The organism is Paenibacillus sp. FSL R5-0701, from assembly GCF_037973995.1.
Lineage (GTDB): Bacteria > Bacillota > Bacilli > Paenibacillales > Paenibacillaceae > Paenibacillus.
The window spans coordinates 85,618-101,111 of sequence record NZ_CP150230.1 but is presented as its reverse complement, the minus strand read 5'-3'; the positions used below and the strand labels follow the sequence as shown (position 1 = coordinate 101,111).

Sequence of the window (15,494 nt, the reverse complement as noted above, 5' to 3'; positions counted from 1 at the left end):
AACCTATCTCCATCATAACGCTTGTATGTCTTTTTGAAAAGGATAATTGACCTGTGCCCAAAAGTTACCGAATGACTGAAAAGCTCGAAATTCGTTGTTTTTTGCATTTTCGAACTCTACAATGAAATGAATCACTATATTTATCCACATACCCACAGGCTTGTGGATAGTTTGTTTATAACTATGTGAGCAACTACACGGTTATCCACAATTCTATACACAACATGTTAACAACCCGAATACTTGTTCGCTGAATAAACGATTTTGGAAGGAGTTATATAGTAATGACTGACCATTCTCTCCAGCCCTATCTTGGGAATTTATCGGAGGAGGCTCAACATGAGCACTGGATGCGGGAGGCCATTGCCGAGGCCTACAAAGCTGAGGCTCTTGGGGAAGTGCCGATTGGAGCTGTAATCGTACAAAATAACCAAATTATCGGTCGGGGATACAATCTGCGTGAAACTACACTGGATTCCACCGCCCATGCAGAGATGGTGGCTATTCGTCAGGCCAGTGAGACCATCGGAGCTTGGCGTTTGTTGGATTGTTCTCTGTACGTCACACTGGAACCTTGTCCGATGTGTGCAGGTGCAATTGTACAATCCAGGGTCCCCCGCGTAATCTATGGAACGGCTGATCCCAAGGCAGGCTGTGCAGGTACACTGATGAACCTGCTACAGGAGCCTCGTTTTAACCATCGCACTGAGGTGATCCCGGATATCCTTCAGCCTGAATGCTCCACGATGCTAACTCAATTTTTCAGACGTCTGCGTAAAAAATAACACTAATCATTGAATATCGACATTCCAATCGGAAAGGAAGTGTGCTGTAATGGCACTAACACTCTATGATACAGCCCACGGCATAAGCCTTCGGTTGCTCACACCCCAGGATACACAGTCCTATCTGGACCTGATTCAGGTCACACGCGTCCCATACCAGGCTGTAGAACCCGTGCGAGACGATGAATTCTATACACTGGATGCTCAGACTCGGCGGATTGAGGATCGGGTCAAGGCAGCGGAAGAAGGTACAGGATATCAATTTGGAATCTATACCATTAAAGACAGTCTGCTGATTGGACAAGTAAGTATCAACAATGTCGTACTGGGCGTTGCCAATTATGCGGATATGGGTTACTTTATCCATCCAGATTATCAGGGTGGCGGACGAATGACAGCAGCGGTTAAACTGGCCGTAGCTTATGGTTTCCGTGCACTGAAGTTAAATCGGGTTCAGGCTGCGGTATTGCCCTCCAACAAAGGTTCACAGCGCGTACTGGAGAAGAACGGATTCCAGTTTGAAGGTACTGCTCGCAAATACCTCAAGATCAACGGCAAATATCAGGATCATCAGATCTACGCTGTACTTGCTGAAGACTTGGATGAACTTACAAACTAATTTTAGGAGCTCCCCGCACAACGGTCTGCATTTCCAATTCAACAATATAAAAATTTAATGTACAAAACCGCACTACTCTAGTTATGTAGAAGAGGGTGCGGTTTTATTTGTATAGATCACCAGCCACGATTCAACTTCAAAGATCAATTATTTTGCGGATATCCCCTTACGCTGTGTAGCAAAAAAAACCGCCTGTACCCAAGCGGAAGGAGATTATCCCTCACTTGAATCACAGACGGTTTGAACTCAGCGAGATTAGTATCCGTATGAAGCGTTCATCAGTTCTTCGAACTCTTGCATAGTAATTACGTCATCGCCAGTAGGGATGTTGATTTTGAATGCTGCTTTTTCGTTAATCTTGGTGTACGTATTGGAACCGGTAAATGCCAATTTCACTTCGTCTTTTGTATCTTCTGGCTTGATCAGCACATCAGCGACCATCTTTTGATATACCGGGAAGTCGTTTTTGTCCAATGCGAAATCGATGTTGAATTGGTTAATTGTCAGAACATCTTTCAATTTGTCCAAGTCTTTAGCCATTTCAGCCTGATCTGCTTCAGTGATCTTCAGATCTTCTTTAGCTTTGTCGATATCAGCCTGATCCATTTGCAGCATTTCACGATATTCCTCTTTGGACAGAATATCCAATACTTTAGGCATAGCTTTTGTTACCAGTACAGTAACTGCTTCTTTAACATTGTCATTATTCACCGAGAATTGTACAACCTGCTTCGCATCTACACCTTCAGGAAGTTGTGCATCTTTGGTGTCTAGATTTTTGAAGAATTTAGCTTGATCGTACTCGCTCAGCACTGCGTCCATGACTTCGTTGCTCAGCTTTTGCGTTTTGGCTGCGTCCATAGCATCCGGGTTCCATTCCGTACCCTCTTGCTCAGCCAGTTCTTTCAGGTCAAGTTCCAGGAATTTGCCTACAACATTCTCCGGAATCGGGAAGAACGGAATATTCGGCACTTTCACATAGAGTTTCTCTGCCGTCATCACCATTGGAATGTTAAAGGTCATACCCATATCACCTTTAAGCTCGATGCCAAGAGTCATCTCGGTCTGCATTGGCTCACTTTGGTATACACCTGTTACATTCAACTGAGCATCCTTCAGCATGCTCATAAACTGAGTCATAGTAGGATCAGTTTGTGAAGTGTCCCCAGGTTTATAGCTCAATTCATTAATTGTAAAGTTGGAACTCATTTCATACGAAGTCAATTTGGAAGCATTGGCCGCAGCCGTCTTCAATGCCTCTTTTGGTTCCTGCTTGCTGCTACATGCTGTCAATGCCATAGATACGGTCAACAGCAACGTAAGAAGAAGCGCCCCCATACGTTTAGTCATTTGTTTCTCTCCTCTCGTGATAACCCCAAAAAAAGTAATTCAATATCAATGATATACCATATCGTCAGATACCGAAACCTAATTTGGGAAAAATGTGATCTTTCCTCTTTAAAATGGCTACAAAGACCTATGTCAGCTTTGGGAATAAGCATGTCCTTGTCTTTATATATGTATGAATACGCAAAAGCCCCCTGTTAGGTAACAAGGGACTTTTGCGTGAATATGTTTCTTCTATTAACCTTGGGGATTCAAATGATCCACATGATTTTGATTTTTTACTTTTTTGGAACCGGATAATGGTTCCTGCATGGAAGAGCGTTTGGATGAATGACGATGCTGTTCGGATGCTTGCGCTTCCGGTACGGGAATTGTTTTTGGTTTGCTCATATTATTGCCCCCTCATCATTGTTAGGAATGGGATGGGTCCCTATCTTCCGTTTTGTCATGATTCAGTGCATCCTGATGACGGCGATCATTGATATCTTGCTGAATTTGCTGGGCATGATGACTGTTTACGGCAGGCTGCTCCAGATCATCGACTACATTTTGCAGGTTTTTGTCTACTCCCGCTTTGGCTTTAGTCAATTGAGTTCACTCCTTCAGATTTCAGGCTATTATCTCGTCTGGGATTGTAACGACTGGGCGCATTCATGAATGTGCCGTGTATAATCGTGAGCCAGTTCCTGAATCGGTTCTGTACGCTCATCCGTCGTTCGTCCATCCCGTTCCACATCAATCAGCTGTACGCTGACTTCACGGGAATCAACATATGCACATTTGAAATCAAAAGAGTACATCTCGTGCCCAGCTGTAGCAATGTGTATCCGAATCGCCTGCTGATCGGCTTCATCGGCCATTACCTGAGCCTGGTCTCCAACATTCAGGACTTGAGGCAAACGTTCTTGCCAAGCCCCTACAAGCTCTGTCTGATTGATGTTTAACTCGCGGTTCATCTTACCACCTCCACTCCTATAAAGTGCGGCGATGAGGATGTTTTTATACATATTAAGCTTATTCAAAATATAACGTTGTACTGTGCAACGTATACATCAGTCACCAACCTGTATACTCACTACGTTTAACAAACTCACAACGCAAAAAAGGACCCGAGCGAGATCGCTCGAGTCCTTGTTATAAGTGTAGTATGGCGGAGAGGGTGGGATTCGAACCCACGTGGAGTTGCCCCCTAACGGTTTTCAAGACCGCCCCGTTATGACCGCTTCGGTACCTCTCCAGGGAATTAACTTTTATAAACTTGCCACGAAAAGTATCATACCACATCTCGACATTATAATGCAACCTTTTTTATATTAAAAATGATGATCCTGTATCAGACAACTGCCTCCGTTATACAAAACACTCCAATCCGCCATTCAGAAATGACGGATTGAATTTGTATTCCTCTTGATGAGGGTGGTTAACTAACGCTTAAGAGCGACGTGCAATTACACTTGTGCCGCCCATATAAGGACGCAATGCTTCAGGAATAACAACCGTACCATCTTCCTGTTGATAGTTCTCCAGGATAGCAGCTACCGTCCGTCCAACGGCCAATCCTGACCCGTTCAATGTATGAACAAATTCCGGTTTGGCTTTTGGCTCTCTGCGGAAACGGATATTGGCACGACGGGCCTGGAAGTCCTCACAGTTGGAGCACGAAGAAATCTCACGATAGGTATTGCTCTCAGGCAACCATACTTCAATATCATACGTTTTAGCTGAAGTGAAGCCCATATCAGCCGTGCACAATGTCAGAACGCGATACGGCAAGCCCAACAATTGAAGCACACGCTCCGCATTTTGAGTCATTTGCTCCAGCTCTTCATACGAAGTCTCTGGAGTAGAGAGCTTGAGCAGCTCTACTTTGTTAAACTGATGCTGACGAATCAATCCACGTGTATCCCGTCCAGCGGAGCCGGCTTCAGAGCGGAAACAAGAGCTGTATGCCACAAAGTGCTTAGGCAATTGATCTACATTCAGAATCTCTTCGCGATGGTAGTTCGTTACCGGAACTTCAGCAGTAGGGATCAGATAATATTCAGTATCTTTTAACTTGAACAGATCTTCTTCAAACTTAGGCAGTTGACCTGTTCCAAACAAGCTGTCCCGATTAACGATGTATGGAGGCAGAATCTCTTCATATCCATGTTGATCACTGTGCAGATCCATCATGAAGTTAATCAATGCACGTTCCAGACGCGCACCCAGACCTTTATAAAAGGTAAAACGGGAACCTGTTACTTTGGCAGCCGCCTCAAAATCAAGAATATCGAGATCCTGCGCAATTTCCCAGTGTGCTTTCGGTGCAAAAGTAAATGACTTCGGCTCTTCCCAACGACGAATCTCAACATTGTCGTCTTCAGAAGCTCCAGTAGGTACAGTTTCGTTAGGAATGTTCGGAATCGCCATTGTGAGATCATTGATCTTCACTTCCAGTTCCCGAACTTCTTCGTCCATAGCTTTGATTCGATCAGAGACTTCGCGCATCTCCACAATCAGATCATCAGCATTCTCACGATTCTTCTTCAGTCTAGCAACTTCCGCGGAGACTGTATTCCGACGACTCTTCAGCGTTTCACTCTCTTGAAGCAATTCCCGACGCTTGGCATCCATCTCGGTAAATCCAGCGATAAGATCCAGCGATTTGCCACGTTTAGTCAATGCTTCTTCTACACGTGCATACTCATTCCGCAATATTTTCACATCAAGCACGATATACCCCTCCTAAATAACCTCACAACGTGAAGCCTTATGTTAATTCCATTCTCAAAACTTTACTGTACATACCTTACTATATACTTATCGGAACCTGTAACCCAAAAAACAACCTATATCCCCGGTGTCACCCTCCGCTGCGATTCCCGCTTTGAAGCAGATACAGGCAACATCAGGCATCCGTTCAGATGCAACTGCCATCCAGTGGCCTTACAAGGCTTCTGGGGAAGTGATCCGATGACCGGGAGATCATAGGTTGTACATCATGTATTATTTAGAGTCTACCGTATGTTTGTAGGATCTGGCCATGTCTACAAAATAAGTATGCAGACGATAGTCATCCGTCAATTCCGGATGGTAGGAGCAAGCCAGCAAATGCCCCTGACGAGCCGTAACAATCTCATCCTTGTATGTGGAGAGAACTTCGACCTGGTCTCCGACACTCTCGATCAAGGGTGCCCGTATAAATACAGCTCTTACCGTTTCCTCAATGCCTTTGACTGGCAAATCCGTCTCAAAACTTTCTCTCTGCCGTCCAAATGCATTTCGGGATACAGTCATATCCATTAGCTCCAAATGAGCTTCTTCTTGCCCAGCAATGTGTTTAGCCATAACGATCAAGCCAGCACAGGTACCAAATACCGGTTTGCCCTCAGCAGCAAACGCGCGAATGGCATCCATAAACCCATACTTGCGCATCAGTTTACCGATCGTTGTGCTTTCCCCGCCAGGAAGGATAAGACCGTCCAAGTCCTCCAATTGCTGGACCTGTTTGATAGCTATACCTTCTGCTCCAGCACGTTCAATACTTCGAATATGCTCTGTTACAGCTCCTTGAAGTGCTAAAACGCCGATCTTCATACGCTCATTCCCCTTCTTTTACCAGCCACGATCTTGCATATGGTAAACGAACATTGTACTTTTTTATTTCATCATACGTGAATTCTAACTTGATATTTTACCGGAAAAATCGTAAATATACAATCCATCCGGTCGGAAATATGGACTAAAAGAGATTTTTGATTCCGTCAAAGAGATCCACGAAGAAATCTTTCACAGCACGGAAGAACAAGCGGAACCATCCGCCTTTTTCAGCCTCTTCAGCAGTGATCAAGTTCACTGTTTTTTCCTGAGATTCAATTCCTTCTGCTTTATACGTGTACGTTACTGTACCAACCTTTGTACCTGCCTTGATTGGTGCTACCAGCTTGTCAGCCTCAGTTACGTTGGCTTTGAACGTCACATCCAGGTTCTGAGTACCTTTGGGAACAACGAAACTTACCGCATTATCTGTTACAACAGGAACCGTTGTTTCTTTCCCTTTTTTCAAAGGTACCGCTTCCCAGCCCGTCACTTTGGTCTTGCCTGCAACAGCCTGCTTCACTTCAAAGTTGTTAAATCCATAGTCCAATACCTTTTTAGTTTCTCTGAAACGTGCGGATTCCGAATCTGTGCCCATAACAACACTAATTAGACGCATACCGTTACGTTCTGCTGTACCTGTAAAGTTATTACCTGCGTTCGTGGTATGGCCTGTTTTCATTCCATCCAGACCTTCATAGGCATAGCTTTTGAAATTGGTTATATTTTTATTCGCTTCCAGCATCCAGTTGTAATTGATAATTGGGGCTTTATCATTGGGACGGAACTTGTAGGATTGAATGGTTGTAAAATCTTTGTAGTCCGGGTGATCCATAATGATGTATCGGCATAGAATTGCAGCATCCAGAGCGGACATCACTGTTTCTTTATCTTCAGCTGGGCGGAAATCAGCAGGCATATCTGCTCGATCCAGACCGGAAGAGTTGATGAAGAACGTATCCTTCATGCCCATACGCTTCGCTTCATCATTCATCATTTTCACGAAAGCTTCTTCCGAACCGGCAACATGTTCAGCCAAAGCAACCGTAGCATCATTGGCAGAGCCAACAGCCATAGCAATATAGAGATCCTTAACTGTGTGCTGGTCACCTTCCGCGAGGAAAATTCGCGACCCGATACTTTGTGCAGCATTCTTTTTGACAGTTACAATATCGTCCCAGCCGAATTTACCTTGTTTGACCTGTTCTGCGACAATGTACTCTGTCATCATCTTGGTCATACTTGCAGGTGGCATCGCTTTATCCGCATCAACATTTAGTAGAATCTGTCCCGTTGAGGCTTCCATAAGCACCGCTGATCTAACTTCAAGCCCAAGTGAGTCTACCCCAGGGACTTGCACAGCTTTCTCCGTCTTCGTTGTTGTTGCCGCAGCAGTCAGAACCTGACCGGAGTTATCGGCAGCAGCCATGACCGGCATTACTGCAGACATGCAAAGCATGTTAATTAGCATTACCGAGGCTACGCTCTTTTTGAGCATTTGGCGTTTCTTTTTATTCATGTGTTTGGCTTTCAATGATGAATACTCCCTTCGATCCAAAGCATTGTTAATTGCTTCAGTGCAGCTTATGCTGCGATATTCTTGTTCCCTAACCTGCGTGGTTGATGTATGAGATGTGTACTATATGCGCTGTATCGAACGAGCAATATTATTGCTCCTAAAGTTCGTTATCGATTGTCACTTAGTCCGCATTTTGCAAATGCTTATGTAAAAGGACGTCCGCGCTTCTGTTTAACTGGCAGCCTTTTCTGGCACTGCATTTGCTTTTCAAAACCATATTCATAGATTAACGTCAAATAGCCGCCGCAACGCCTTAATCCACCCTTGGATCGTCACCGCTTGTTCTATTCTATCACAGGGGTATCTGCAAAAAAAGACAGACCCGGTGAAAATCACCGAGCCTGTCCTGGAAATGATTAACTCTCTTCCGATTACAACGAGTAGTTAGGTGCTTCTTTGGTAATCTGTACATCATGGGGATGACTTTCGCGCAGTCCCGCACCTGTAATTCGGATAAAGCCTGTATCGTTACGAAGTTGCTCCAAGTTACTTGTACCACAGTATCCCATACCCGAACGCAGACCACCAATCAGTTGGTGGATTGTATCAGACAGTGGTCCTTTGTAAGCGACACGACCTTCGATTCCTTCCGGAACCAGTTTCTTGTCATCATCTTGGAAGTAACGGTCTTTACTACCTTGTTTCATTGCAGCCATTGAACCCATACCGCGGTATACTTTGTAGCTACGTCCTTGGAAGATTTCAGTTTCCCCCGGGCTTTCCGCTGTGCCGGCAAACAAACTTCCCAACATCACCGCGTGTGCGCCTGCAGCCAGCGCCTTCGTAATCTCACCAGAATATTTAATTCCGCCATCCGCGATAATCGGAACTCCATATTCGCGTGCCACTGTTGCACAGTCGTAGACTGCAGTTACTTGAGGTACACCAATACCAGCGATTACACGTGTTGTACATATCGAACCTGGCCCAATACCCACTTTGACTACTGAGGCCCCTGCTTCGATCAGGTCACGAGTGGCTGCGCCAGTAGCGACGTTACCTGCAACGATGGTCAGGCTAGGGAAACGTTCACGAAGCTGACGTACAGCTTCAATGATATTGATGTGGTGTCCGTGAGCCGAGTCTACCGTAATCAGATCGACACCAGCTTGTACCAAAGCATCTGCACGTTCGAATGTATCTTTGGAGATACCAATCGCTGCACCAACCAACAAACGGCCTTGAGCATCTTTGGCTGCATGAGGGAATTGAATGGCTTTTTCAATATCTTTAATGGTGATAAGACCTTTCAATGTGTTCGTCTCATCAACTAATGGAAGTTTTTCAATCTTGTGCTTCTGAAGGATACCTTCAGCTTCTTGTAATGTGGTGCCAACAGGAGCGGTGACCAGATTCTCACGAGTCATGACTTCGCTAATTTTGATGCCGTAATCATGGATAAAACGCAAATCGCGGTTGGTCAAAATACCAACCAGCTTCTGATCTCCTTCAATAATAGGTACACCGGAGATCCGATATTTCGCCATTACTGCTTCCGCATCAGATACCAGATGATCTGCTGTCAGTGAGAATGGATTCGTAATAACACCACTCTCCGAACGTTTAACACGATCTACTTCTTCTGCCTGTTGTTCAACCGACATATTTTTATGGATAATACCGATACCGCCTTCACGTGCAATGGCAATAGCCAATGTCGCTTCAGTTACCGTATCCATACCCGCACTGATCAAAGGAATATTTAGCTTTACAGTATCGCTCAAACGAATAGATACATCTACTTCTTTAGGCAGTGTCTCGGATTTCCGTGGCACTAGCAATACATCATCAAAGGTGAGGCCTTCCTTACCAAATTTATCTTCCCACACGCAAGTGTTCCTCCTTATGTTTGCTCAGCTTTACGGTCCAAAACCCGAAGATTCCAGGCTGTATTTTACGCCGAAAATACGTTTTCTGAAAAATTTATTATTGCCATCTTAGCAAAGCGATATTTAGACTGTCAAGGAAAAGTACTTGGTTATATCAGGTGTATTGCCTGATGAACACAACTGTTTTTCCAGAGCGGACAAGTCTAGTTATTACGCAAAAAAACGTCTATTCTTATCGAATAACGTTACTTTTATACATACTATTGTGCTGATAAATTACCTAATTCAATCTGTATTTTAATCCCATACTGCATAATATAACTATATAATAAAAACCACCACCGAATAACATCGGCAGTGGTTCTTTGCTTGGCGGCGTCCTACTCTCCCAGGACCCTGCGGTCCAAGTACCATCGGCGCTAGAGGGCTTAACGGTCGTGTTCGGGATGGGTACGTGTGGAACCCCTCCGCCATCGCCACCAAACGCGTAGCTTACATTTCAGAGTGTTGTTCTCTGAAAACTAGATTCGAAACGAAACATGCGAATGACAACTTGCTATTGGATAAGCCCTCGACCGATTAGTACTGGTCAGCTCCATGCATTGCTGCACTTCCACCCCCAGCCTATCTACCTCGTCGTCTTCAAGGGGTCTTACATACTGGGAAATCTCATCTTGAGGGGGGCTTCACGCTTAGATGCTTTCAGCGTTTATCCCGTCCGTACATAGCTACCCAGCGGTGCTCCTGGCGGAACAACTGGTACACCAGCGGTACGTCCATCCCGGTCCTCTCGTACTAAGGACAGCTCCTCTCAAATTTCCTACGCCCACGACAGATAGGGACCGAACTGTCTCACGACGTTCTGAACCCAGCTCGCGTACCGCTTTAATGGGCGAACAGCCCAACCCTTGGGACCTACTTCAGCCCCAGGATGCGATGAGCCGACATCGAGGTGCCAAACCTCCCCGTCGATGTGGACTCTTGGGGGAGATAAGCCTGTTATCCCCAGGGTAGCTTTTATCCGTTGAGCGATGGCCCTTCCATGCGGTACCACCGGATCACTAAGCCCGACTTTCGTCCCTGCTCGACTTGTAGGTCTCGCAGTCAAGCTCCCTTATGCCTTTGCACTCTTCGAATGATTTCCAACCATTCTGAGGGAACCTTTGGGCGCCTCCGTTACTCTTTAGGAGGCGACCGCCCCAGTCAAACTGCCCACCTGACACTGTCCCCGCACCGGATTACGGTACCAGGTTAGAACCTAGATACGATCAGGGTGGTATCCCAACGTTGCCTCCATGCAAGCTGGCGCTCACACTTCAAAGGCTCCCACCTATCCTGTACAGATCGTACCCAAATTCAATATCAAGCTGCAGTAAAGCTCCATGGGGTCTTTCCGTCTTGTCGCGGGTAACCTGCATCTTCACAGGTATTAAAATTTCACCGGATCTCTCGTTGAGACAGCGCCCAAGTCGTTACGCCATTCGTGCGGGTCAGAATTTACCTGACAAGGAATTTCGCTACCTTAGGACCGTTATAGTTACGGCCGCCGTTTACTGGGGCTTCGGTTCACAGCTTCGGGATTACTCCCTAACCACTCCCCTTAACCTTCCAGCACCGGGCAGGCGTCAGCCCGTATACTTCGCCTTACGGCTTCGCACAGACCTGTGTTTTTGCTAAACAGTCGCTTGGGCCTTTTCACTGCGGCCCCCTCGTGCTATTCACACTACCGGGGCACCCCTTCTCCCGAAGTTACGGGGTCATTTTGCCGAGTTCCTTAACGAGAGTTCTTCCGCGCGCCTTAGAATACTCTTCTCGCCTACCTGTGTCGGTTTGCGGTACGGGCACCATCACCTGGCTAGAGGCTTTTCTTGGCAGTGTGAGATCATGACCTTCGCTACTATAATTTTCGCTCCCCATCACAGCTCAGCCTTACAATGTGCGGATTTGCCTACACATCAGCCTCACTGCTTAGACGGACATCCATCAGTCCGCGTCACTACCCTACTGCGTCCCCCCATTGCTCATAACGGCTTACGGTGGTACAGGAATTTCGACCTGTTGTCCTTCGACTACGCCTTTCGGCCTCGCCTTAGGTCCCGACTTACCCTGAGCGGACGAGCCTTCCTCAGGAACCCTTAGGCTTTCGGCGGATCAGATTCTCACTGATCTTTTCGTTACTCATACCGGCATTCTCACTTGTATAATGTCCAGCGCTCCTTACGGTACACCTTCAACCCTTATACAACGCTCCCCTACCCCTGATGCAAAGCATCAAGCCATAGCTTCGGTGGTGTGTTTAGCCCCGTTACATTTTCGGCGCAGAGTCACTCGACCAGTGAGCTATTACGCACTCTTTCAATGATGGCTGCTTCTAAGCCAACATCCTGGTTGTCTGTGCAACTCCACATCCTTTCCCACTTAACACACACTTGGGGACCTTAGCTGATGGTCTGGGCTGTTTCCCTTTTGACAATGGATCTTAGCACTCACTGTCTGACTCCCGGAAGTAAGTCTATGGCATTCGGAGTTTGACTGAGCTTGGTAACCCTTGCGGGCCCCGCACCCAATCAGTGCTCTACCTCCACGACTCTGTTTTCCGAGGCTAGCCCTAAAGCTATTTCGGGGAGAACCAGCTATCTCCGAGTTCGATTGGAATTTCTCCGCTACCCCCACCTCATCCCCGCATTTTTCAACATGCGTGGGTTCGGGCCTCCAGTGCGTGTTACCGCACCTTCACCCTGGACAGGGGTAGATCACCCGGTTTCGGGTCTACGTCCACGTACTAAGTCGCCCTATTCAGACTCGCTTTCGCTGCGGCTCCGGCTCTTCACCTTAACCTTGCACGGGAACGTAACTCGCCGGTTCATTCTACAAAAGGCACGCCATCACCCCTAAAACGGGCTCTGACTTTTTGTAAGCACACGGTTTCAGGTTCTATTTCACTCCCCTTCCGGGGTGCTTTTCACCTTTCCCTCACGGTACTGCTTCACTATCGGTCGCTAGGAAGTATTTAGCCTTGGCAGATGGTCCTGCCGGATTCATACGGGGTTTCACGTGCCCCGCACTACTCGGGATCCGTCTCGGAGGGAACAGACTTTCAACTACAGGGCTTTTACCTTCTTTGGCGGGCCTTTCCAGACCTCTTCGCTTAACCGGTTCCTTTGTAACTCCATGTGAGACGTCCCACAACCCCAAAGAGCAAGCTCTTTGGTTTGGGCTTCTCCGCGTTCGCTCGCCGCTACTGACGGAATCACTATTGTTTTCTCTTCCTCAGGGTACTTAGATGTTTCAGTTCCCCTGGTATGCCTCTACATAACCTATGTATTCAGTTATGAGTAACTGGAAATTACCCCAGCTGGGTTTCCCCATTCGGACACCCCCGGATCAAAGCTTGCTTACAGCTCCCCGAGGCAGTTTCGTTGTTCGCCACGTCCTTCATCGGCTCCTAGCGCCTAGGCATCCTCCGTGTGCTCTTAGTAGCTTAACCATTTTGTTCCGGTTTCGGTCGCTCGCTTCCCTTGTTTTGCTTGCGCAAAGCCAAAAGTCGCTCTCACCCGATACCATCACAAAAGCAATTTAACTACCTTTATACACTTGACTTGTTTGCACAAGTTCAGCTAAAAAGGAATGTTCTAATTCGCGTTTGTTTCGTTTCGATATCTAGTTTTCAAAGAACAAGCTCCATGCAAAAGCAAGCTGTTTGAGAGTTTGAGCTCTCAAAACTGAGCAACGAGTGAGTGTTTTGCAGCTAAGCTGCAGTTTTGAATGTTTCCACTCGGGAAACGATTCTCCATAGAAAGGAGGTGATCCAGCCGCACCTTCCGATACGGCTACCTTGTTACGACTTCACCCCAATCATCTATCCCACCTTCGGCGGCTGGCTCCTTGCGGTTACCCCACCGACTTCGGGTGTTATAAACTCTCGTGGTGTGACGGGCGGTGTGTACAAGACCCGGGAACGTATTCACCGCGGCATGCTGATCCGCGATTACTAGCAATTCCGACTTCATGCAGGCGAGTTGCAGCCTGCAATCCGAACTGAGACCGGCTTTGTTGGGATTGGCTCCATCTCGCGATTTCGCAGCCCGTTGTACCGGCCATTGTAGTACGTGTGTAGCCCAGGTCATAAGGGGCATGATGATTTGACGTCATCCCCACCTTCCTCCGGTTTGTCACCGGCAGTCTATCTAGAGTGCCCACCCGAAGTGCTGGCAACTAAATATAAGGGTTGCGCTCGTTGCGGGACTTAACCCAACATCTCACGACACGAGCTGACGACAACCATGCACCACCTGTCTTGAATGTTCCGAAGAAAAGGTACATCTCTGCACCGGTCATTCAGATGTCAAGACCTGGTAAGGTTCTTCGCGTTGCTTCGAATTAAACCACATACTCCACTGCTTGTGCGGGTCCCCGTCAATTCCTTTGAGTTTCAGTCTTGCGACCGTACTCCCCAGGCGGAGTGCTTAATGTGTTAACTTCGGCACCAAGGGTATCGAAACCCCTAACACCTAGCACTCATCGTTTACGGCGTGGACTACCAGGGTATCTAATCCTGTTTGCTCCCCACGCTTTCGCGCCTCAGCGTCAGTTACAGCCCAGAGAGTCGCCTTCGCCACTGGTGTTCCTCCACATATCTACGCATTTCACCGCTACACGTGGAATTCCACTCTCCTCTTCTGCACTCAAGTCACCCAGTTTCCAGTGCGATCCGGGGTTGAGCCCCGGGATTAAACACCAGACTTAAATGACCGCCTGCGCGCGCTTTACGCCCAATAATTCCGGACAACGCTTGCCCCCTACGTATTACCGCGGCTGCTGGCACGTAGTTAGCCGGGGCTTTCTTCTCAGGTACCGTCACCTTGAGAGCAGTTACTCTCCCAAGCGTTCTTCCCTGGCAACAGAGCTTTACGATCCGAAAACCTTCATCACTCACGCGGCATTGCTCCGTCAGGCTTTCGCCCATTGCGGAAGATTCCCTACTGCTGCCTCCCGTAGGAGTCTGGGCCGTGTCTCAGTCCCAGTGTGGCCGATCACCCTCTCAGGTCGGCTACGCATCGTCGCCTTGGTGAGCCGTTACCCCACCAACTAGCTAATGCGCCGCAGGCCCATCCCCAAGTGACAGATTGCTCCGTCTTTCCAGTTTCCTTCAGGCGAAGAAAACAACTATTCGGTATTAGCTACCGTTTCCGGTAGTTGTCCCAAACTTGAGGGCAGGTTGCCTACGTGTTACTCACCCGTCCGCCGCTAAGTATCAAGGAAGCAAGCTTCCTATCAACTCCGCTCGACTTGCATGTATTAGGCATGCCGCCAGCGTTCGTCCTGAGCCAGGATCAAACTCTCCAATAAAGTATTGAAAAGAGCGATAAGCTCATTTTGAATCTGACGAGATTAAAAATCTCATTTGTGCTCCAGTCGATCCAAGCCAAGGCCTGTCTCAACTTTCGCGTTCATTCTGCAAGCAGAATGTTTACTCACTCGTTGTTCAGTTTTCAAAGATCAAACTTATTTTGCTACCGAGTGTTGTTCTCCTCAGCAACTTTTATATCTTATCACATCCGTACCAACTTTGCAAGCTCTTTTTTTAAGTTTCTTTCGAAGCTTATTTCATTCGCTTGCCGCACCGTGTAAACTGTGTTTTCTTGGCCAGATTTAGAATATACCATGTACAGATTTGCATTGCAAGTCTTTTTTTGAATCTATATTAACAATCGGTTCGATTTAATACGGGGCGTACATACGGGATTCTCCCAACT

10 protein-coding genes, 1 tRNA gene and 3 rRNA genes are annotated in these 15,494 nt (G+C 47.1%); 2 read left to right on the top strand and 12 right to left on the bottom strand.

Translation table 11 applies throughout. The features are described from left to right. The first annotated feature begins 284 nt into the window (after positions 1-284). Complete coding sequence (tadA, locus tag MKZ13_RS00475; protein WP_221824806.1) at positions 285-785, top strand: tRNA adenosine(34) deaminase TadA; 501 nt, start codon at positions 285-287, stop codon at positions 783-785. A gap of 49 nt (positions 786-834) precedes the next feature. Continuing rightward, positions 835-1,404, top strand: coding sequence for a GNAT family protein (locus MKZ13_RS00470; RefSeq protein ID WP_221824805.1), 570 nt, complete (start codon positions 835-837; stop codon positions 1,402-1,404). 255 nt (positions 1,405-1,659) lie between these two features. Here the strand turns inward: MKZ13_RS00470 and MKZ13_RS00465 are convergent, their stop codons facing one another. From MKZ13_RS00465 to MKZ13_RS00410, 12 genes are all read right to left on the bottom strand, one after another. Then, positions 1,660-2,754, bottom strand: a complete 1,095-nt coding sequence (locus MKZ13_RS00465; RefSeq protein ID WP_150364088.1) for a hypothetical protein — start codon at positions 2,752-2,754, stop codon at positions 1,660-1,662. A 234-nt stretch (positions 2,755-2,988) separates the two neighbouring features. Beyond that, positions 2,989-3,141, bottom strand: a complete 153-nt coding sequence (locus tag MKZ13_RS00460) for a small acid-soluble spore protein P (protein WP_036607296.1) — start codon at positions 3,139-3,141, stop codon at positions 2,989-2,991. Between the two features lie 21 nt (positions 3,142-3,162). Next, positions 3,163-3,339 (bottom strand): hypothetical protein, encoded by a 177-nt coding sequence (locus tag MKZ13_RS00455; protein WP_017691325.1) that lies wholly within the window; start codon positions 3,337-3,339, stop codon positions 3,163-3,165. Positions 3,340-3,368: 29 nt separating this feature from the next. Next, positions 3,369-3,707 carry a hypothetical protein gene (locus tag MKZ13_RS00450; RefSeq protein WP_339181043.1) on the bottom strand — a complete coding sequence of 113 codons (339 nt, stop codon included), beginning with the start codon at positions 3,705-3,707 and terminating at the stop codon, positions 3,369-3,371. 192 nt (positions 3,708-3,899) lie between these two features. Next, positions 3,900-3,988: transfer RNA gene (locus MKZ13_RS00445), tRNA-Ser, on the bottom strand. 194 nt (positions 3,989-4,182) lie between these two features. Next, positions 4,183-5,466 carry a serine--tRNA ligase gene (gene serS / locus MKZ13_RS00440; RefSeq protein WP_339181041.1) on the bottom strand — a complete coding sequence of 428 codons (1,284 nt, stop codon included), beginning with the start codon at positions 5,464-5,466 and terminating at the stop codon, positions 4,183-4,185. Between the two features lie 273 nt (positions 5,467-5,739). Beyond that, entirely contained in the window at positions 5,740-6,330 is a 591-nt protein-coding gene (gene pdxT / locus MKZ13_RS00435; RefSeq protein WP_036671585.1) for a pyridoxal 5'-phosphate synthase glutaminase subunit PdxT, read from the bottom strand. Positions 6,331-6,475: 145 nt separating this feature from the next. Beyond that, on the bottom strand, positions 6,476-7,864 hold the full coding sequence (locus tag MKZ13_RS00430; protein ID WP_339181037.1) for a D-alanyl-D-alanine carboxypeptidase family protein: 1,389 nt from the start codon (positions 7,862-7,864) through the stop codon (positions 6,476-6,478). Positions 7,865-8,280: 416 nt separating this feature from the next. Continuing rightward, on the bottom strand, positions 8,281-9,738 hold the full coding sequence (guaB, locus tag MKZ13_RS00425; protein WP_017691330.1) for an IMP dehydrogenase: 1,458 nt from the start codon (positions 9,736-9,738) through the stop codon (positions 8,281-8,283). A 367-nt stretch (positions 9,739-10,105) separates the two neighbouring features. After that, a 5S ribosomal RNA gene (gene rrf / locus MKZ13_RS00420) occupies positions 10,106-10,222 on the bottom strand. A gap of 75 nt (positions 10,223-10,297) precedes the next feature. Then, a 23S ribosomal RNA gene (locus tag MKZ13_RS00415) occupies positions 10,298-13,225 on the bottom strand. A gap of 309 nt (positions 13,226-13,534) precedes the next feature. Then, positions 13,535-15,087: ribosomal RNA gene (locus MKZ13_RS00410) — 16S ribosomal RNA — on the bottom strand. The 16S, 23S and 5S rRNA genes sit together here, the layout of an rRNA operon. Positions 15,088-15,494 lie beyond the last annotated feature (407 nt).